At 56.8% G+C, this 21,215-nt stretch carries 15 protein-coding genes and 1 pseudogene; 2 read left to right on the forward strand and 14 right to left on the reverse strand.

Going from position 1 to position 21,215, the window contains the following annotated elements:
• Positions 1 to 32: 32 nt before the first annotated feature.
• From ACXADQ_RS14385 to ACXADQ_RS14400, 4 genes are all read right to left on the reverse strand, one after another.
• Complete coding sequence (locus ACXADQ_RS14385; protein ID WP_475321970.1) at positions 33 to 1,322, reverse strand: ABC transporter substrate-binding protein; 1,290 nt, start codon at positions 1,320 to 1,322, stop codon at positions 33 to 35.
• A gap of 80 nt (positions 1,323 to 1,402) precedes the next feature.
• A complete protein-coding gene (locus tag ACXADQ_RS14390) occupies positions 1,403 to 2,236 on the reverse strand; it encodes an alpha/beta fold hydrolase (protein ID WP_475321973.1) in 834 nt (277 codons plus the stop codon).
• Positions 2,237 to 2,305: 69 nt separating this feature from the next.
• Complete coding sequence (locus ACXADQ_RS14395; protein WP_475321976.1) at positions 2,306 to 3,073, reverse strand: coniferyl-alcohol dehydrogenase; 768 nt, start codon at positions 3,071 to 3,073, stop codon at positions 2,306 to 2,308.
• 93 nt (positions 3,074 to 3,166) lie between these two features.
• The gene (locus ACXADQ_RS14400; protein ID WP_475321981.1) at positions 3,167 to 4,645 is read right to left on the reverse strand and encodes an aldehyde dehydrogenase family protein; all 1,479 of its coding nucleotides are present in this window, start codon (positions 4,643 to 4,645) and stop codon (positions 3,167 to 3,169) included.
• 193 nt (positions 4,646 to 4,838) lie between these two features.
• Between ACXADQ_RS14400 and ACXADQ_RS14405 the strand changes: the two genes are divergently transcribed.
• Together ACXADQ_RS14405 and ACXADQ_RS14410 are read left to right on the forward strand one after the other, a co-directional pair.
• Positions 4,839 to 6,542, forward strand: coding sequence for a XylR N-terminal domain-containing protein (locus tag ACXADQ_RS14405; RefSeq protein ID WP_475321983.1), 1,704 nt, complete (start codon positions 4,839 to 4,841; stop codon positions 6,540 to 6,542).
• Positions 6,543 to 6,739: 197 nt separating this feature from the next.
• Positions 6,740 to 7,080 (forward strand): annotated as a pseudogene (locus ACXADQ_RS14410) (DDE-type integrase/transposase/recombinase); the annotation flags it as partial.
• Positions 7,081 to 7,307: 227 nt separating this feature from the next.
• Here the strand turns inward: ACXADQ_RS14410 and ACXADQ_RS14415 are convergent.
• From ACXADQ_RS14415 to ACXADQ_RS14460, 10 genes are all read right to left on the reverse strand, one after another.
• Entirely contained in the window at positions 7,308 to 8,975 is a 1,668-nt protein-coding gene (locus ACXADQ_RS14415; protein WP_475321988.1) for a thiamine pyrophosphate-dependent enzyme, read from the reverse strand.
• Positions 8,976 to 8,980: 5 nt separating this feature from the next.
• Positions 8,981 to 9,937 (reverse strand): branched-chain amino acid transaminase, encoded by a 957-nt coding sequence (locus tag ACXADQ_RS14420; protein ID WP_475321991.1) that lies wholly within the window; start codon positions 9,935 to 9,937, stop codon positions 8,981 to 8,983.
• Between the two features lie 18 nt (positions 9,938 to 9,955).
• Positions 9,956 to 11,158: an NADH:flavin oxidoreductase/NADH oxidase gene (locus ACXADQ_RS14425; protein ID WP_475321996.1), complete on the reverse strand. Its 1,203-nt coding sequence runs from the start codon at positions 11,156 to 11,158 to the stop codon at positions 9,956 to 9,958.
• Positions 11,159 to 11,193: 35 nt separating this feature from the next.
• Complete coding sequence (locus tag ACXADQ_RS14430; RefSeq protein WP_475322000.1) at positions 11,194 to 12,459, reverse strand: aspartate aminotransferase family protein; 1,266 nt, start codon at positions 12,457 to 12,459, stop codon at positions 11,194 to 11,196.
• A 73-nt stretch (positions 12,460 to 12,532) separates the two neighbouring features.
• Complete coding sequence (locus ACXADQ_RS14435) at positions 12,533 to 13,675, reverse strand: pyridoxal-phosphate-dependent aminotransferase family protein (protein WP_475322005.1); 1,143 nt, start codon at positions 13,673 to 13,675, stop codon at positions 12,533 to 12,535.
• A 501-nt stretch (positions 13,676 to 14,176) separates the two neighbouring features.
• On the reverse strand, positions 14,177 to 15,472 hold the full coding sequence (locus ACXADQ_RS14440; RefSeq protein WP_475322010.1) for a TRAP transporter large permease: 1,296 nt from the start codon (positions 15,470 to 15,472) through the stop codon (positions 14,177 to 14,179).
• Position 15,473: 1 nt separating this feature from the next.
• A complete protein-coding gene (locus ACXADQ_RS14445) occupies positions 15,474 to 15,959 on the reverse strand; it encodes a TRAP transporter small permease (RefSeq protein WP_475322013.1) in 486 nt (161 codons plus the stop codon).
• Between the two features lie 62 nt (positions 15,960 to 16,021).
• The gene (gene dctP, locus ACXADQ_RS14450; RefSeq protein WP_475322016.1) at positions 16,022 to 17,029 is read right to left on the reverse strand and encodes a TRAP transporter substrate-binding protein DctP; all 1,008 of its coding nucleotides are present in this window, start codon (positions 17,027 to 17,029) and stop codon (positions 16,022 to 16,024) included.
• An 811-nt stretch (positions 17,030 to 17,840) separates the two neighbouring features.
• Positions 17,841 to 19,325, reverse strand: coding sequence for an aminotransferase-like domain-containing protein (locus tag ACXADQ_RS14455; protein ID WP_475326089.1), 1,485 nt, complete (start codon positions 19,323 to 19,325; stop codon positions 17,841 to 17,843).
• A gap of 159 nt (positions 19,326 to 19,484) precedes the next feature.
• Positions 19,485 to 21,095: an N-acyl-D-amino-acid deacylase family protein gene (locus ACXADQ_RS14460; protein WP_475322018.1), complete on the reverse strand. Its 1,611-nt coding sequence runs from the start codon at positions 21,093 to 21,095 to the stop codon at positions 19,485 to 19,487.
• Positions 21,096 to 21,215: the final 120 nt, after the last annotated feature.

The raw sequence follows: 21,215 nt of genomic DNA on the forward strand, positions 1-21,215 counted from the left end.
GCGACCGCACTGGCCGCACCCAAACAGGCCTCTTATCCACCGATCCGATAGGGCTGGTGATCGGCGCTCAGCGGGACGTCGGGCGCCAGCGCATTGGCCGTGATCTGAAGGTCGAACTCGTAGGGGCCCTCGGCCGCTTTGGTCCACTGGCAGTTCACCAGCGGGCTGGTCGCGATATTCGGCATCGGCCCATTGGCAAAGTCGACGGTCCCCACTGCGGTTTGCGCCGTCAGCGTATCCAGGGCCGAGGCCACCGCGGCCTTGTCCTTGGGGGCGCCCGAAGCGGTCAGCGCAGCCAAAGCCACATCAAGCAGAGCAGCCTGTGCACCGGCCTGTTGCGACCATTGCTTGCCGATATTGGCCTCGAATCCGGCGGCCAGCTGGGCACTGGTCATCCCTGTTGCAGGGGAGGTGGTCGGGAAATCGCGGTGCCAATAGGCCCCGGTGCTGAGCCCATACCCAAGCTGTCCAAGCGCCTCCATCTCGGCGGCGAACAGCCCCGCCTTGGCCATCTGCATGATCTTGACCTGCTGCGCCAGCCCCAGCTGCGCGGCCTGTCGCCAGAACACCGGGAAATCCGGAGGGAACGGGAAGGTGTTGATGATCTCGACACCGTTTTGACGGAAATAGGTGATCTGATTGGAAAAGTCCGAGATCATGTTTTCATACGGTCCGGCGTCGAACACTTCGTACCCGGCGCTTTCCAGCGCGGGGATCAGCCCGCCCCGAATGGCGTTACCGTCCGCGTCATTGGGCAGCAGCATCCCGACCTTGCGATTGGTGTCGATTTTGCTCCAACCATCAATGTAGAGCGGCGCAAAATCGCCCGCCCCAAAGCTGAAGTGATAGGTCCATTGGAACGACTTTTGCCCCGGAACACCGCCGCGCCCGAAGAAGAACGCCTCCCACGGGGCGATGGTCGAGATACAGGGCACGCCGCCCGCCTCGCAAGCGTCTGCCACAGGGTTGGTGGTTTCAGGGGTCGACGAGGTGATGATCAGATCGGGGGCCTCTCCATTGATGAAATCCCGCGTTTCCTGGCTGGCACGGATCGGATCGGACTGGGTATCGGCCAGAACGACCTCGATCCCATAGGTTTTCCCATTGATGTCAACGCCTTGCGCGGTGTTGGCGCGAAACGCCTCGGCAAGCCAGGCATCGGCCTCGCCGAAGATACCGATCGGGCCCGAGCGCGGCCCGATCCAGCCGATCGTGATCGTGTCTGCGGCGCTTGCCATCACGCGCGTCGAGAATGCAGGGGACAGCGCGGCTGCCCCGGCCAGAGCGCCGAATTGGCGGCGGTTAAGTGTTCGTTTTGTCATGTGTTTCCTCCCTTTGAACACGTGTCATAGTGGTCAATCTTGTGATGCGCTGGCGGCTCCTCTTCCGCATAAGGCGCTGTTTATAAGACCTTTTCGATGAACTCCTTGAGGTCCGAATTGAACTGCTGGGGCTTTTCCAGTTGCGGTGCATGACCGCAGTTTTCATAGATTTTCACGGTGGCCTTTGGTGTCAGCGCCGCCTGTTCTTGGGCCTGGTCACTGGGCAAAATCTGATCGTCCTGGCCATGAATGAACAGCACCGGACATTGCAGTTTTCTCAGACTGTCCTGACTGGCCTTCCACACGTCAGGGCGCACGGATTTCAGGGTCAGCGTGTCCTTCATGAACTGCGCAAAAGCCCGGTCAGCGCCTGGTTTGAACGTGTTGCGATGGATCACGGCCCTCAGCATGTCCGAGGGGGCAAAGCTGGGGTGGAATACAGATTTGATCTGCATCTCCACGCCTTTTTCGCTGGCCTTGGACATCAAACGGCCCAAGACGGGCAGCGTCATCAGGCGAAACGGGGCGCCCACCCTGGGCCCGGACAGGGCAGGGGCAGCCAGCACGATCCCGGCAACCCGTTCAGGGGCAATAGATGCCATCCGTATCGAGACAGCTCCGCCAAGCGAATTCCCAACCAGCACGGCCGTGTCTATTCCCAGAGCATCCAGAAGTTTCAGCGCAACGCGCGGCAGGGTCTCGATCGAAAACTGCCTGCGCCCCATGTCTGATTGTCCATGGCCGGGGTAATCCCAGGCGATCACGCGACAGGTTTTGCTGAACGCCTCGATCTGAGGTTGCCAGAATTCCAGCGACTGCCCGACACCGCTGGATAGAAACAGCACCGGCCCCTCTCCGCCTGTGTCGACATAGTGCACGTCGCAACCATCGATATGTTGAGTGTTGGTTTCCATGGGGATCCTTTGAGTGCTGTAAGTCAGCAAAATCGCCGGCGCGGGTGCGAACCGGCGCCGGTGCTTGCTTCAGATGTACGTGGCTGCAAGGCCGCCATCGACGGGGATATTGGCGCCTACGATCCAGCGGGACGCGTCCGAGCACATGAAGGTGACGACATCGCCCACCTCGTCCGCCAGGGCAGGGCGCTTCATACGGTGAGCATCGGCCTCGACCCGCTCTTGCCCCAGCATCTGGACAAAATCACCCAGGATCGGCGTCATCACCGGGCCCGGTGCAACGGTGTTCATGCGCACATCGTAGTCGTTGAACACCTTCTGCGCCTGGGTCGCGGTCCAGACGATCAGTGCCTCTTTGAAATACTGATAACAGAAGTCCTGAGTTGTCGGATTCTTTGCCAACCAGTCTGCGCCTTCCTCAAAGCTGCTGGTTTCGGCCAAAGCCTTGTGCAGGTCCAGCCTGTTGGGCCACTCGGCGCCCAGGATCGAGGATACATTCACGATAGACCCGCCCGCCTTCATCTTGGGCAAAAGCGCATAGGTCAGATGGCGCAGGCCAAGGTAATTGACGCGCTCGACCACGTCCTTGTCTGCGGTGCCCGGCACTCCGGCGATGTTGCACAGCGCATCAATGCCCGAGGGCAGTGCGGCCACCAAAGCGTCAATCGACTGCGTGTCCCCAAGATCGACCTGATGGAACTGATCAACAGTCAGCATCGGCTCGTTTCGGTCGATGCCAATCACGGTAGCGCCCTGAAGGCGCGCGGCGCGCGCGACCTCGGCGCCGATGCCCGACGACACGCCCGTGACGACGATGGTTTTGTTTTGAACTGTCATGGAAGTCTCCAGTTGAATATATGACCGTGCCCCAGCGCAAGCGCGGGGCCTCCCCCAGGGGGGAAGCACAAAGTCATGCGTTTGTTTGATGGATCAGAAGGGGTAGGGCGTTGCCGCGGGTTTGGTGGTGACCCACACATATTGCGTGAACTCTTCCCAAATGGCGGGGCCTGAAATACGGGTGCCATTGCCCGATTTTCCGCGTCCCCCAAACGGAGCAAGTGGAGACGCCACAACCGTCTGGTCGTTGATGTGCAGATGCCCCACCTTCAGTTTCATGCCCAGAGCACGGGCGCGCTCGACATCCGCTCCTATGACCGAGGCGACCAGGCCGAAATCTGTCATGCTGGCCAGTTCGACCGCGTGCTCATCATCCCGATAGGCCACGACCACGGCGACGGGGCCAAAGATCTCTTCGTCAAAGGCACGCATTCCGGGTTTCACACCGGACAGAACGGTCGCTGGGAACAGCGTGCCCTTGGCCTGGCCACCCACATGCAAGGTCGCGCCTTTGGCAACGGCGTCTTGAACGATGCCCTCGATCCGCTTGGCCTCGCCTTCGGCGATCAACGGCCCAAGCGCGCATTCCTCTTTTGAAGGGTCGCCAACGGGCAGGTGATGTGCCTTGGTGGTCAGGATTTCGGTCAACTTTTCCGCCTTCGAGGCCGGGGCCAGGATCAAACCTGTGGCCATGCAAATCTGCCCCTGATGCAGCCAGGCCCCCCAGGCCGCATTCGAGGCGGCGACTTCCAGATCCGCATCCTCCATCACGACCAAGGCGTTCTTGCCGCCAAGTTCCAGCTGCACCTTTTTCAGATTGCGACCGCAAGCTTCGCCTACCTTTGCTCCGATTTCAGGCGAGCCGGTGAAGCTGACCATTGCGATGTTGGGGTCTTCGCTAAGTGCGGCACCAACATCCGCGCCCCCGGGAACAATCTGCAAAAGATCGGCGGGCAGGCCGGCCTCTTCAAAGACGCGGGCGATCATGACGCCCCCGCTGACCGGCGTGCGCGGGTCGGGTTTGTGCACCACGGCGTTGCCAGTGGCCAAAGCGGCAGCGATGGCGCGCATCGACAGGACCAGCGGGAAGTTGAACGGCGAGATAACCCCAACCACCCCATGGGCGACGCGGATCAGTTCTTCTTTGGCTTCGCGCCCATCCACCGAGGTCAGGGTCTTGCCCTGGGGATCAACCGCTGCCTCGGCCGCCGAGCGCAGGAAACCGGCGCTATGTTCGACCTCGATGCCAGCTTTGGGCGGGATCGACCCGCTTTCGCGGATGATCCAGGGGATCAGCTCTTCGGCGTTTGATTGCAAAAGATCGGCCGCCTTGTTCAGAATGGCAGCGCGTTCGGTGGGGGCGGTGGCCTCCCAGGCGGGTTGCGCAGCGGCGGCGGCACGGGCGGCCTTGGCCACATCTGCTGCGGTTCCTTTGCCGATCATCCCGATTTGCTCACCATCTGCTGGCGCGGTGATTTCTTCGGCCCCCCCCGAGGCCTCGGCCCATCCGCCAACATAGATTTTTCCACCCCAGAGCGCTGCGTCCAGGAACGATGTGTTTGATCCGTCCATTTGATCCTCCCTCAAAAAATCCTCAGCGGCCGCCTCTCCTTTGGCGGTGCTGGTATGGGGGCTACCATGAGGAAGAATATTTGAGTTTTAGAAGAACATTTTTGAACGGTGTCGACAGAATTGATTTAACATGCAGATAATAAATAGAAAAATAGCTTTGACGCGCTGCTTTTGAGGTTTATAAAATGATGAAATGACAAAATACACTTCAGAAAATGGTGAAATCACCGAGCGGATCTCACTTTCGGATGCGTCCAAGAAGGCCCCGAAGATTTTGGCGCGCGGCGATAGTTTGTTGCTGGGCGAAGGCGCTGCGCCGACATTGAACGACCTGGCCGGCGCGCTGCAATTTGCCCTTGGGGATGGGCGTATCTGGCTGAGCGACGAGCGGATCGTACTGATGCAGGCCCGCGTGTTTGGCAAGCTCAGGGCCAGCATGATCCAGGAAATGGGTATGGATCGCACCCGCGAGCAATGTATGAAAGTCGGCTGGGACGAAGGCGTGAAGCTGGCCGAACTGGTTCAGAAGCGGTTCTCTCAGGATGATCTTACGGCCGCATTGGCCGCCGGGCCGCGCTTGCATACGATGGAGGGCTACGCAAAGGTCGTTGCGAAACGGTTTGAATTCGACGCTGCAAGAAAACAGTATCTGGGCGAGTTCTACTGGTTCGACAGCGCGGAAGGCACCGAACACGTTCGCAACTTCGGTATTTGTGATTGTCCGGTCTGCTGGATGCAAACCGCCGTTCCAAGCGGGTATTCCTCGACGCTTTTGGGATTCCCAGTCATTTTTCGCGAAGTGGAATGCGTGGCCCAAGGGGCGGAACGCTGTGTCGTGATCGGCAAAGATGCAGACAGCTGGGGGGGCGATGTTCCTGAAATCGAACTGTTTGGATTTTCGAAACCCACGGAAAAACGTGCGCGTCCCTGGACGCCCCCGTCTACCGTCTCGGTTGCTCCGAAAAAGCCCGACACACCAACAGATGAAATCATTGGCACGTCACCCGCGATCCAGCGGGCCAGACGATTGTTGGACAAGGTCGTTGCCTTTTCTGAACCAGTGATGTTGCTGGGCGAGGCCGGCACCGGAAAAGAGCATTTCGCAACATATCTGCATAAACGTGGTGCGGCGCCAAACGGGCCGTTTGTGTCAGTGAATTGTTCAATGTTCGAAGAGTCCGGTGCCCAGAACGCAGCCGCGTTTTTCGACAGCGATGGCTATCTGGACCAGGCCAAGGGCGGGACGTTGTTCCTGAATGACTTTGTTTCGCTGCCCAAATCGATCCAGTCCAAGCTGGCAATGATCCTGCGCAACAAGGAGCAAGACCGCAGTTTTCGCGTCATCGCGGCCTCGGGCATGTCGCCTGTGGATGCGGTGGCTCAGGGGCGGTTGCGCTCGGATCTGCAATATTACTTGTCCGTTTTGCCAATTCAGGTCCCGCCGCTTAGGGATCGTCGCGATGATTTGCCGGACCTGATTCAGCACTTTCTTGATCGACATCTCAAGCGTCATGTCAAACCCGTCGAAGGCTTGTCTGGCCAGGTGTTCGATATGCTGTTGCGCTATGACTATCCGGGCAATCTGCGCGAGCTGTCAAACCTGATCGAACGCGGTATCATCTATGCGGAACCCGGAGGGTTGATCGAGGCCAACCACGTTTTCTCAATGGTCGAGAACGCCCCGAAAATGGCGCGCCGCATCGGCGAAGACGGCGGCGTTTATCGCCCCAAAAGCCTGGCAGATGTGCATCGGGAACGGACCCTGGAAGAGGTCGAAACCGAGACCATCCGTTCTGCTTTGCTTGAACACGACTGGAACATTTCCGCGGCCGCACGCGCCCTGGGACTGACACGGGCCAAGCTCGACTACAGGGTCAAGAAGTTGAAATTACGTTAGTTTTTGCGAACACGCGCCGACGGTCACACTTGAGCGAGCCCAATGGGTCATGAGTGTCGACGTCTATGCGACGCACCCGCTATCCAAGAATTTTGACGAAAGCGACGTGGGCGAAATGGCCAGTGGCGAGTTGAAGCAAGAGCATTAGTTTATCTGTACAACCTATCAGTACGGTCCAGCGGAGTGCGCCGCAGGGGGGGGGTAGAAAGCGGGCTCTGGGCACCAGAAGACCGATGGCGGTGCCGGATGGCCCCAACCAACGTTGGTCGCTGGACTTCGTATCTTACGCGCTGACGGATAGCCGCCGCTTCCGCATCCGGATCATGGTGGATGATCACACGCGGGAAAACCGGCGCTGGTGGCCGGCACGTCCTTCTTAGGTCTGCGTGTCACGCGGGAGCTATGCCGGGTCATCGCCGAACGAGGAAGGTCGTGAACGATGGTCTCAGACAAAGGCACCGAGTCCACCAGCATGGCCATCCTGCGGTGGGATCAGGATAACGGGATCGACTGGCCTTCCATCGCGCCGGGAAAACCACCCAAAACGCTTCAGCCGAATACAGCTAACCCATCAGTTCTCGGGCATATGATATTGCCAGCCGTTGCAATCCGGTTCTCAAGACCTTCGCTGATCGTCAGGGCACTGCAGGCAAACAACACAAGATCGTCACAACAGCCGTCGCTCGAAGCCTCATTACAATCGCCAACGTGATCGTCAAGTCAGGACAAAATGTGGCGTCTCAGACCGTTTGAGAAATACAGTTGCTAGCTCCCAAGAAGTTTGGAGGGTGAAATAGCATTTGGATCTGTGACAGCCTCAATCAGAAAACAACGACGACTATTGAGCGCCCCTTCGATTGCCGCGTCAATTTCCGAATTCTGCGAGATCCTGCAAGCATCGAAACCGAACGATTTCGCAAAAGCCACAAAATCCGGGTTCGAAAGCGATGTGCCAACCTGTCGACCGGGATAGCCGCGTTCCTGATGCATTCGGATGGATCCGTAGGTGCTGTTGTTGACAACGATAATGATGACGTGGCGGCCAGTCGCCTTTAGCGTGGCCAACTCATTCGCGGTCATCATGAAACACCCGTCTCCGGCGACGGCGACAACAGGCGCGTCATCCTGAGCAATGGCGGCACCAAGCGCTGCCGGAATACCATAGCCCATGCTTCCGCAGGTCGGTGCAAGCTGTGACTTTGGCGCGTCATAGCGAAAGAACCGATGCAGCCAGGCGGTGTAGTTCCCCGCACCGTTTGTCACGATTGTTCCTTTCGGCGCCCTATCGTTCAAGGCCATGAACAGCCTGGACAGTTGCAGATCAACCGGAAGATCGGGGCCGCTGGACCAGTCTTCGAAAGCCGCGCGCGCCCCATTGCAGTGCGTCACCCAGCGGTCCCGGCGGGCCGGAGCCGTCATAGCAAGCGCGGTCAGAAAGCTCTCTGCAGAGGCGACAATGCCGATGTCAGGCCGATAGACACGCCCAAGTTCTTCGGCATCTGGAAAGACATGAACAAGGGTCTGTTGGGGTTTCGGAATATCAAACAGCGTGTAGCCGCCAGTCGTCGCTTCGCCCAATCGCGCGGAAACGCTTATGACCAGATCGCTCTTCTGCACGAGATCACGCACGGATTGCGCACCGCCAAGGCCAAGATAGCCAGCATAACAGGGGTGATCATTGCTTAGGATGTCTTGGCGACGGAACGCCGCGACAACGGGGATCGACAATGCGCGGGCAAGCTGATCCAGAGCCGTACTGGCCGCTGCGTTCCAACCAGCGCCGCCAGCAATCAGAACGGGGCGCTCAGATTTCTCCAGCAGGGCTGCCGTAGCCGAGATATCGCGTTGCGCCGCAACCGGAGCCACTGGTTTGACCCTGTCAATTGCAGCATTCTCGATTTCAGCGTGCAACAGCTCTTCCGGCAGTGACACAACCACAGGGCCGGGACGTCCGCTTTGCGCAGTAGCGAAAGCCCGCGCCAAAATCTCAGGCAGCCGGTCGGGATCGTCAATCTCGACCGCCCACTTGCTGATGGGCCGAAAAAAATCAACCATTGCAACTTCTTGAAAGGCCTCGCGACCGCGCATGCTGCTTTCGACCTGACCGACGAACAACACCAGTGGGATCGAATCCTGCTGCGCCACGTGGATGCCTGCGCTTGCGTTTGTCGCTCCGGGGCCCCGGGTGACCATGCAGACACCGACTTCGCTGCGAGTCATCGCATAAGCGCAAGCCGCCATTGCAGCTCCGCCCTCGTGTCGGGTCGATACAAAGTCGATGTCCTTGCGACCGTACATGGCATCCAGTGCAGCAATATAGCTTTCACCCGGTACGCCAAAGACGTGTTCAACACCTTGGGCCACCAGAAAATCGACAAGCCAGTCTGCAGCGCGCACTGTTCCTGATGTCTCTGTCGCGGCATTCTCGGACATTTTATTTACCTGTATACTGATTGCAGCCAATCGCTGCGATTTTCATTTTGTCCGTCGACTAGAGTTCGGTAGGCCGTTTCCAGTGCACGTGTATGCGCACCCATGTCGCCGCTGCCGATCTTTAGCCCGTCAATGTGAGATAGGGGCATGATCTCCCATGCTGTGCCCATGAAGAACGCCTCGTCTGCAACCAACATCTCGGACCGGTCAAAAACCCGGGTCTCAACAGGGTAGCCAAGCTCTTCGCGGGCCAAGGTAAGGATCGTGTCCCGCGTGATACTGTCCAGTACGGATCCCGAAACAGGCGGCGTGATCAGCACTCCATCTTTGAACATACCGATACAAGCGCTGGCGCCTTCGGATACGTACCCCGCGCTTGATAGAAGGATCGGCCAGTCATAGCCATTTCTGTTCGCTTCCATGAGCGCGAAACGCCCATTGTGATAGTTGGAAAACGCCTTAACGCGCGGTGGCACCGTTGAATCGTCGATCCGCCGCCAGCTGCTGACTGCGGCTGTTGTTGTCTTTCCGCTGCCAAAAGAACGCTGAAACGGCCAATAATCAATCACCACATCAGAGGGGTGATCCGCCGGAACCATCTGTTGGCGGATCAGGCCAGAGGCAAAGCTCCAGGGGCGGATATACACGTCCTGGCGCACATCATCGGCGCGCAGCAGGTCAATCGTCGCCTGACACAATTGGTCGACCGTATATGACAGATCCAGCCGAACCAGTCGCATACTTTCGACAAAGCGCTGAAAGTGCTCGCGCATCCGGAACAGATTGAGCTGTTCGGTTTCCGGCGACCAATAGGCCTTCATCCCCTCGAATACGCCCGAGGTCGATGCGTGACCAACCGAGCTGACATGTACCGTCGCCTGTTCCCAGGGACGCAGTTCCCCGTTGATCCAGATCGTGTTCGCGTGTTCAAAGCCTGGCTGTTCCAGGGCATTGCTGACCATAACTCTATTCCGTTCCTGTTAGGTTGTAGATTTCGTCAGGTTCAGCACCAGGTTTTCGCGCCGGCTCAGCCACCATCCATATTGGTTCGGCCACTTTTCCCATTCATCAAGTCCCGCTGCCTTGACGCGGTTGAGTTCATGAACTGGCCAAAACGGATCAAATAGCGATTGCCGCCCAATACCCACCAGATCGGCGCTGCCCGCCGCGATGACCCGGCCGGCCATCGGCCCGTCGATCAGCAGACCGACGGCCTGGGTCTTGGCGGTCGAGCCACCACGCACGGCCTCGGAATACTGGACCTGATAGCCCAGCGACCGGGTCTGACCCGACGCCGTCGCCGCACCAGACAGCCCACCCGATGAACAGACGACAATATCCACACCGAGCTCTTTCAGGATCGACGCGAGTTTGATGGACTCCTCAAGTTGCCAGCCGGACTCTTCCCAATCGATCGAAGAGATTTTAAAAAACAGCGGCATATGGTCGGGGATAGCAGAGCGCACGGCGGACACGATTTCGCGGGCCAGCTTTGTGCGGCCTTCAAAATCACCACCGTATTCGTCAGTCCGCGTATTGGTGAGTGGCGAAAGGAAGGTATGTATCAGGTAGCCATGGGCGCCGTGGATCTCAACTGCATCAAAACCCGCCCGAACGGCGCGTTTCGCGGCGGCGACGAATGATGCCAGAATGCTGTCGATGTCCTCTTTTTCAAGAGGGGTCGGAACCTGCCATCCCTCGCCGACCGGCTGGTCGGTGACACCAACAACCGGCCAGGGCACTTCGCCACGGTCAATGTCGGCCTGAGTCATATGCGAGTTTCCGTGCCAGGGGCGCTGCATACCTGCCTTGCGCGAGGCATGGGCCAGTTGCAGCGATGCTTTTGCGTTCTGGCTGTGAATGAACTCGACAATCCGCGACATCGGTCCGATGTGATCGTCCGACCATATCCCCAGATCGCCATGCGTGATGCGAGCAGATTTTTCTACAGCGGTCGCCTCAACGGTAATCAGCCCGTACCCGCCCATCGCGAATTTCCCAAGGTGCACAAAGTGCCAGTCGTTTGGAACACCATCCTGCGCCGAATACTGACACATGGGCGGGATCGTCACGCGGTTTTTGAGCGTGAGATCGCGCAGTTTCAAAGGTGAAAAGAGAGCCTCCATCGCTTCGCTGTCGCCAATCGTGCAGGCTTCGAATTCCGTCGCCAAGATCTCTGTCATTTTCCTAGTTTTCCATTCGTTCGAGTCAGAATTCGTTAGATTGTGTTTCCACCGCGAACCTGCCGAAGGCTCCAGTCCAGCAGCGCGCAGAATTCGTCGATATGGTCTTCTTCATGGGCCAGGCACACGTAGCCCTTGTTGAAAGTCTTGTAGATTCCGTTGGCGAACATGAATCTGTGAACCATGTCCGAAAACGCCAAATCCGAGGCGCGCACATCGTCATGGCTGAGCACCGGACCTTCGGTGAAATAGAAGTGGAACATTGGTCCTTCACCCGAAACCACGGCGGTTTCGCCTGCATCGGTCAACGTTTTTTGCAGTTTTTCATGCATATAGTTGCCGCGACCGATCAACGTCTCGATCCCACGCTGGTCAACCAGGACATTCAAAACCGCATGTGCCGCCTCAATCGCCAGCGCATATCCATTGAGCGTTCCACAATGGAAATTAAACCGTTCCGGATCACTGCCCGGCGTGAGGTGCTCCATGATATCGCGCTTGCCCAGAAGCGCCGACAACGGCAGCCCCCCGGCAATGGCCTTGCCCAGACAGGTCAGATCCGGATCCACGCCATACTTTTCCTGCCCGCCGCCAGGCGCGATGCGCAACCCGCAGACGACCTCATCAAACACCAGGATCGTGCCGGTCTTGTCGCATTCTTCGCGCAGCGCCTCGAGGAAACCGGCAACCGGTTTGATCACGCGGTGCAAGGGTTCGACGATGACACAGGCAAAGTTGTCTGGGTTGGCGCGGATGGTCTCGCGAAACATCTCGATGTCGTTGAAGCGCAGAACCCGTGTATCCTCGAGCACATCCGGTGCGATCCCGGCGCTTACCGGATATGGGTCGGGCAGTTGCGTCGGCGAGGTTTCCAGCGATGACGCACCATAGTCGTTATGCCCGTGCCAGGAGCCGTCGAATTTTATCACGCCGCGCCGGCGCGTAACGGCCCGCGACAGCCGGATTGCGTTAAAGGCTGCGTCGCTGCCACTGGCGGCAAAGCGTACCATTTCTGCACTGGGAAAAATTTCCGTCAGACGCTCCGCCAGATCAACCGTGCGCTTGCGCATAGCAAAGTGATGCGTGCCATAGGGTAGTTGCTGGGCCAAGGCGTCGACAATAGCGGGATGTGCATGCCCAAGAATCAGCGGCCCGCCGCCGGTCAGAAAATCAAGGTAACGGTTGCCATCCAGATCGAACAGATGCGGACCCATTCCGTGGCTGGCAATAAATTCCAACCCCTCCGGCATCGAGATCGAGCTCGTCGTGCCGCCCGGAACCAGCTCCTTGGCACGTCTCAAGACAGCTTGGTGTTCTGCCGATTTTTTCATTGGCGTCATTCTGAAGGTCATGACAGGTGCTCCATAAACTTTGCTAAAGTGATTTCTTGATCGCACGAATTGTGCGGCAGACATTCTCTTCTTTGATCTGAGGCGGGCTCATCATCCCGACCCGGATTGAAGAGTCGGCATAGGGGCCGAGATTGCCGATCACAAAGATATTCTCGTCCGACAAAAGCCGATTGCGCAGTGTTTTTTCATGTATGCCATCGGGCAATGCCAGCGCGATCACAGTGCTCGAGTAATGCGCCGTCTCGTATCGAACAGGCCCAGCATCCAAAAGATGTGGTATGCCGATTGCGCGCATTTCGTCGACGAATTGAAAGGCTCTTTTACGGAACCTGTCCTGCCTTTCTGTGCCACCGGCAAGGATCTCGCCAACCGCCAGGTTCAGCGGCAACAAAAGATTGACAGGCTGCGTGAACCAGGGCGTGGAGACTCGGGAATGGGTGTGGCGGATCCAGCGTGCCAGATCGAAAAAGTATGACTTTGCGCGCCCATGTTGTTCGACATGATCAAGCGCACGCCGGTTCAGACCAAGGAGAGTCACACCGGGTACCGACGCCAAGCATTTGTGTGATCCGGTGACCGTGATGTCCGCATGTGCATTGCGGGCGCTGTATGGCACGACCCCCAAAGAGCAGGCCGCGTCGACAAGATAAAATGCACCGGATTCGGCCACGACCGCCCCGATTTCTTCAATCGGATTGATCACACCTGTATTCGTTTCAACGTGTACGGCTGTCACCAAGTCAAATTGAACATCGGACTTTGTCATCGCCTCGCGCACGGCCTCGGGGTCGATTGGTTGCAGCATGCTTCCAGAAACCCAATGCACTGTCGCACCAAGAATCTCGCACATTTTGCCAATCAACTGACCCCAGAAGCCATTTTCGATCACGAGAACATTAGACCCTGTCCCAATGAAATTGCTCAACGCAATGTCCAAACCAGATCGGATGGATCCGGTGACCGGCAACACCAATCCGTCAAGATCAAACAAGCGCCCCAGTCGGTCCACCAGTTCCGACTGCACCTCCCAAAAATGCTCGGTGTGGGACGTATACAGTTTCGTGCATTGCGCTTCTTGAATCTCCGCAGAAACTTCTACGGGCCCAGTTGCCATGTTTAGCAAGGGTTGACGATTTCCTTGCGCAAAAATGTTCCCAGCCTGCATGCGTATGTACTTCCCGAATCTATTGTATTCCTTCAACATACTTGCATCAGTACAAATAGAAATACAAGCCCAATCATGTGACAAGTCCTTTCCTCTGGCTTCACGACATTCCAGCAGAAAGTCTTTGATGAAATCTCGGCTTTTCAACTCGGGGCTGCGGGCAAATCAAGAATTTAGATGAACAGCAGCCCCACTTCACGCGAGCTCTGGATGTTTCCTAGCGTCCTGTCATTCGGTTTCCGTCGTATTCAGGAAACAAGGGGTGGCGCCCATCCTGTGCACCAATAAAGATCGGAAGCCCCCTTGAAGGAACATTTAACTTCGACGGCATGTGCCGTTGCGATAAAAAAGACTGGTAGGGGGCTCAACGAAACCGACATGTTCACGCAGCAGTATATTCGATGATCTGTGTTTCAGCAGGCTGTCGGAACAGCGACAGCCGTCATGAGCATCTTACACAAGCCTGTCTTCATCGCAGAACGCATCAAACGCCATCGTGGTTCAACCGATAATCATTCGGGGAATGAACAGGGCAATTTCCGGCAGGTATGTCACCAGCAGAATTATCGGAAGGTACGCCAAGACCAACATCTTGAGCGTAGGCGCTACATACTCCCGAAGCGATGCGCCAGAAATGGAGCCGGAAATGAAAAGGAAGGGGGCTAGTGGCGGCGTAACGTTCCCCATTCCAAGATTTGTGCCAACAATCGCCGCGAAATGAATCGGATCAATGCCCATTTTCTGCATCAACGGCGACAGCACAATTGCGGCCAGAATGGTTCCCGAGACGTCGTCGACGAACATCCCCATTAGCAATAGAAACGCGTTGACCATCAGCAGGATCACAATCCTGTTGTCAGAGATCGACAGCAGAAGTTCGGCAGTCTTAATTGGGATCTGCTCAAAAACCAAAAGTCGGCTGAGAATCATCAGGAAGAACAGAATGATAATAATGGAACCGGTCACCATTCCGGCCCGTTCCAAGCTCGTCATAAAAGGTTCCGTAGCCTCGGCACGGCTGACTAAACGAAACAGGATGCAGTACCCGCAGGCGACTGCGGCGGCCTCGGTCGGCGTGACGAAGCCGCCGTAGATGCCTCCCAGCACAAATATGGGCAACAGGAACGCGGGCACACTGCGCCGCAGGGTGCCACGCTGATGCGACGATCCTGAATTCATTTTTTGGGCATCCGAGATCGCATCGTTTTGCAAGTCCCGAGAAAAGATAAAACGGTTCGAAAGGATAAGCGCACAGATTATCAAAATTGCCGGTCCGACCGTGGCCAAGAAGGCATAGGCTGCGGGAATGTTGATCGTCTGCGCGAATATGATCATTGGGACGCTGGGCGGGATCAACAGCGACAACACAGCGGAGCAGGATACAAGCGCGGTCGCATACCCCCGCGTATAGCCTCTCGCAATCAGCCGGGGCATCACAATAGGGCCGAAGGCCGCTACGGCGGACGCTCCGCTTCCCGAAATGGCTCCGAAGACCGAACATCCGAGAATTGTCAGCACGCCGGGGTTCACATCTCTTTTTCGCGAGAGAGTATTTGCGCCCTCGATCAGACGGTCGGCCAGGCCACTCGAGCGCATAATAGATCCGACCAGGATGAAGAGAGGTAGCGCCAACAATGGGTACCCGGCCAACTGCCAGAAGCCATAGCTAACCAGCGCCTGAATATCCCGCCCCTCGGCTATTGCGAAGACTATCGCGGCAGCGCCGAATGCGAACGCCACGGGTATAGACAAGAGCAACAAGACAATCGACAAAGAAAGCGACAGCAAAAAACCCATATTATTGCTCCCACGCTTGCGGCGCGTCACCGCGCAACTGGCGTACAAGTTGCCCCGCCAGCGCGATGATCGAAAAGGCGATGCCGAAAATAAATGATGCGGCCCATAGCGTGCTGGGAAGGCGATAATATGTACTGCTGCGGCCGCTTTCCCAAAGCTCTACAAAGTAGTTTGTCGCATGGTAACAAAACACCATTAGAACGGAGAGCGCGATGAGCGTTCTTGCCAGCCCGAGGCGACGGCGAGCGGCGTCTGAGAGCGAAAGCGCCGAAAGAATGCCACCCTCGATATGGTTGTCTTTTGCCGTGGCGATAGACATGCCCAGAAAGTAGATCCACATTGCCAACAAAATCGCGATTTCATCGGTTCCGAAAATTGCCTTCCCGGTGTATCGGCTGGCGGTTCCGATCAGTACGATTACGACCAATAGAACATTCAACAGAGCCAATAGCCGGCCCATGATCCGAGTCGCGTTTGCTAACGTCAATTTTTACCACTCCCTTGTCAAACAGGCCGCCCGAAGGCGGCCGAATCTGATATATTTTTCGCTCAATTGCTCAGACCGACGGCAGCGCGCACTGCGTCGACCAGCTCTTTGCCGACTTGATCTTCCATCCATGCCCATTCTGCCGAAATCACTTTTTCGCGCAACGATGCCATTTGTTCGTCCGTCAGCTCGACAACATTCACACCTGCGTCGATAATACGCTGAAGGTCGGCGGCATCGGCCTGTTCGCCACGCTCCCAGGATTTAGAGGCACCGTGGGCGACCGCTTCGCTGATCTTCGCACGAGTATCTTCATCAAGACCGTTCCACCAATCCGGATTAACGACCCAGAACGCATGTTCGAAACCATCCATTGTGCGGACATAGGTTTCGATCACGTCCCGCTGGTTCCAAATCTCAGACGCGGTGCCGAAGGTCCGGCCATCAACCGTGCCAAGCTGCAAGGCGGTGTACAACTCACTTGAAGAGATCGGCACCGCATCGAATCCCAGCAAGCTGTAACGCTCGACCCCGATCGGTAGCGGAGGCACGCGGATCTTAAGACCTTCAGCGTCTTCGGGGAAGTTCACCGGAACCACTCCAACGCCTTTTCTCATGCCGACACCGTAGAAGCCGCCACTGGGGATGGTTGTCAGTAGATCAAGGTTTTGATCTTTCAGAATCGTGCGGTAGATATCGATCATTTCGCCGCCTGGGCCAAACACCTCACGACCGCTCTGCCAGTCGTCCACGATATAGGCCATGAATTGCAGGTCTAGGCGCGGATCGTACTCTGAAAAGCCATAGGTAATGGCCATCTGGATCGCGCCCTGCTGCACTTGCTCAAAGATCGTCGCCCAATCACCCAAGGCGCCGCCATAGTGATATTCTGCCTTAATTTCGCCACCGGACACCTCTTCGAGCTTCTGAAGAAAATCGACCGACGCACGGTGGGTTTCATGCTCCTCTGGACCGCCATGGGCGAATACAAATGTCTCGGCAGTTGCCGCAGCGCCGCCGATCATGATCGCAAGGACCGCTGCTGTTGCTGATTTCGTGAATAGGTTCATTAACTAACTCCCTGTTGTCACGCCCCGTTCACAGGCATGTTCGGTGCTGACACCTTGAACTAGTTCAAATTACTTGTCTACTTTTCTGGGGATTTTTGCCGCCCTGAGAGCGCCACGCAGCTCGATCAACATTGACGCAACTAAACGAAATTCAATTAACGTTTTGTAAAATATGTGATATCTAAGGGGTGGGTCCTTGCCCAAAATTCTCGCAGGCCGCAAGGTTCTCCGAAACTGACACCTGAAGCGCACAGAAATTTCCGCTTCCTTTGCCGAATCTCAGCTTTGCCGCATGTTGTAGTACTTCAAGCAAAACAAGAATCGGAGAAACCAGGCGCGGCGGTCGAGTCGTCGCTCATGACAAACCGGGAGGGGAATATGAACACGTTATCACGGCGAGACGTCGGGAAACGTGCTGCGGCAGCGGCGCTCGGGAAGGCGTCTCCCACCTTAGCCGATTCATCCGGCAAATCGTTGAGCGTCGTCAAGCAGAAGCTGCCGGCGCAGGGGCACACCCCGCAGTTAACCTGACGGCGTGCCGCTGTCCTTCAAAGACCATCTCGACGTGAACTCTCGTCGCTTCGAAACGCCTTTCAGCCCTTCTTGGGGATCGGCCCGCAGATCTATGCGCAACCGGGCAAGGACCTAGTTCTCATCAGGGCTGCCGCGGTTCTCGATGCGATCCTCCTGAACTTTGAAAACTACCCGTTGGGTTGATTGGGCCGCAGGCAGGTATCGCGCGCGTGATGCCCGCCCTATTGGCACCATGACAGGCAAAAGACCGAACCGACGTGAAGCCGCCCTCGTCGAGTTAGGCTAGGACCGACATGTTCGGATAAGGTGTCGTTTCAAGTTCATTTATCGCGCGGGCAACGCGCTTGATGCCTTCCTCCAGATCAGCCTCTGGTGTAAGGCCAAAACTGATCCGGATTCCATTGGTCTTTGCGCAATCTGGATAGAATATCGAGCCTACAGAATAGGCCACGCTGTTGTTTACGGCAGAAAAGAATGCGTCTTGATCACTGACTTCGCGCCCGAAAGTAACCCAGAAATTCAACCCACCGCTGGCCGCGTTGACAAAGGGCTGCGGGCCCAGATAGCTACCGATGTGGCGCCGCACTGTTTCGCTTTTTTGCCTAAGCTTCGCAACAAGTTGGTCCGAATACTCGACAAAATGTTGCGACTTTAGGTATTCCGCCGCGGTGACCTGCAATACGCCCGAGGTGTGCAGATCAGTGGAAGACTTGACCGCGATTAGGTCTTTAAGGCCGTCGCTCAGGGTCGCGACGAAGCCCATGCGCAAACCCGGGAAATGCAATTTCGACAGACTGTTGATGTAAAAAACGTTCCGTGTCTCGCGACATAGTTCGAAATAACTGGTCGGACGATCGCCGTGAAACAGCAGCTCCGGGCAGTAATCATCTTCGATGATTGTGACATTCAGGCTCTTGGCCGCGGCCGCAATTGCTTCGCGTCGTTCCTGTGACGTCGTGATCCCGGTCGGATTGTGGCAATTCGGCGTTGTGTAGAAGGCCTTGGCGTTCAGCTTGCGTGCCGTTGCCGCAAACACATCTGGATCGATGCCATCAGGCTCCATCGCAATTGGGACGACGTTCAGCCGTTGTGTGCGGAACGTATCGAGGGCAGCAAAGTAGGTTGGGGCCTCGACCAAAATCGTATCCCCTGCGGCGAGCAGGGTTCTCGAAGCAATATCGATCGCCTGCTGTGCGCCCGAAGTGACGCAGATCTGTCCGGCGCCAATTTCATTTCCAAACCTACGGCACTTTGCCGAGAGTAGCTCTAGCAGTGCAGGTACGCCCGCGGCATTTCCGTAGCGAAATATGCTTTCTGGCGAGTCCGAAATCGCCTTGGCGACACAATCAGATAGGAACTTAGCGTCGATGTCGCTGCTGGAAGGATAACCACCAAGGAAAGAGATTGCACCTGGCGCCATCGCGACTCGCGACATCCGTTCTGAAAACCCCTCGGTGCGAAAAACCAGTGGCTTTCCGACGGATTTGGGTGCGGACGATGTTTGGGATTCCTGTTCCGCGACTACGGTTCCGCCGCCGCGACGCGTCATGACGACGCCCCGGTTGCCCAGCAGGGCGTAGGCCTTGCTCACGGTCATTGGCGAAACCTTCAGAAGCTTCGCCAACTCGCGGATCGTAGGCAACCGGTCACCCGGCGCTAAATCTCCCGAACGGATGAATTCGATAACCGCGGCAGCAATGCCTTGGTAGATCGTTTCTTCACCTGTTCTCGAAACCTGATCTTTCCAGTCAATTCGTTCCATTTCCACGGGCCGCTCCACTACGCAAACACCTTAGCCAGATATCCGACAACCTCGATGTGAGTACGCATCGAAGCTACCATTGGGTGGTATCTGTCAAGCCGAAGCTGAATGCACACTTGCATCACACCAAGAACGTGTAGCAAAAATGAAACCCGGAATCTACCTTGAAAGACCCACGCTCCCCGGTCGAGCGTCAGTGGGCATGGAATCTCGAACCACCTTATCTCCGTTCACCCAAACATCTGTGACCCCCGAAGGCAAAACCTTCAGCTCGGAGGGCGTAATCCCGGATCCAAGTTCTGAATAGTCCATCAAGGCGAGGTCCGCTTTCATGCCCACTTTGATCGCCCCTCGGTCGGTCAACCCGATCTGTCGGGCCGGTCCCAGTGTCATCCGGTGAACCGCATCCTCAAGGGTGACGATCCGCTGATCGCGCACGAAGTGCCCCAGAAAATGTGGCGCGAACCCCCAATCCGACATCGTCATGTTGAAATCCCGCAGTGGCCCGTCAAGGCAGCCGGTCGCGCCGTCCCCCATAATAAAGAACCGGGGATCGCACAGCGCCTGCCGCAAGTCCGCATCGTCGACCCATCGCTCGATAATAGTGACCGAATAGAAATCCCGACCGGCGCGCCGCAACAAGTAAAACGCGGCCTCGGGAAGTGAACACTTCATCTCATGAGCAACTTCGCGAAGGGTCTTTCCAACATATGCGCCATCGCCGCCATCACAGGCGACATACATCTCATCAATCGCGCCCGATGCAATTGCGCCTTCGAACATCGGCCCAAGATTGGCGAGAATATCTTCGAAAGACCCCTCTCGGTTCAGATGTTCGGCAACTTCATCACGTGTCAGGTTGCGGTACGACGACGGCAGCATAACGGCCAGCGGAGTAGGTCCGAACTCAAACGGGATGACATCTGCATGCACGATGATCCCTTCACGCTCCGCCGCGTCCAGCACTTCCCAACTGCGGGTGCCAGCGTCGCTGGGCGCAGAGGGTCGGCGCACGAAATGCGACATCTGAAGGCGTGCCTGGCCAGCTTTGGCAATGCGCACCGCTTCGTCAGCGGCTTCGCGCATTTTGTCGGTGCGGTTGCGACAGTGGGTAGCGTGGAAGCCGTTGAAGTCTTTCATCCCTTCGGCGACGCGGCACAATTCGTCGGTATCGGCCGCCAGGCCAGGCAGATACTCCAAGCCGGTGGACAGCCCGCACGCGCCTTCTGCCATAGATTGCTCCAGATGTTTCTGAAGATGCGATATCTCGGAATCCAAGAGCGATCGATGGCGATACCCAGCAACCATAAGCCGCAAAGCACCGTGAGAAACCAATGGAAAGACGTTGGTCGAAACACCACGGTCACGCATCAAGTTCAGATAGTCGCCAAAGCTTTGCCAGGAACAATTGATGTCGCATTTCGTAAGCCATCCGCTGATGTTCATGTGCACCAGATCAGCTGAGGTTTTGTTCACGGGGGCGATGCCGTGGCCGCAATTGCCGGGAACGATTGAGGTAACCCCCTGCATTGTGCTGCTATGGGCGCGACCATCTGCAAGCAAAGTGAAGTCGGCATGGGAATGAATATCGACAAAGCCGGGAGTCAATAGCTTTCCGGTGCCATCGTGCCGGACCTTGCCGTCCAGCGCTCGACTTTCGGCGATTTTGACGATCTTGTCCGCGTTGATCGCCACGTCTCCAGTGTATCCGGGATGCCCTGTGCCATCTACAATCAAGACGTTGGAAATCACCTGATCAAATTTTTCCATACGGCCTCTCCATTCTAAGCTTCTCTTGCGATTGGTGCTACGACGCTATCACGAAAGCACGCCCTGCCGTTTTCGAGTAAGTGAAAACCTGATTGTGCAGTGCGGTGCGTTCATCTGTAA

This window comes from Thalassovita sp. ABM4_323, from assembly GCF_056158665.1.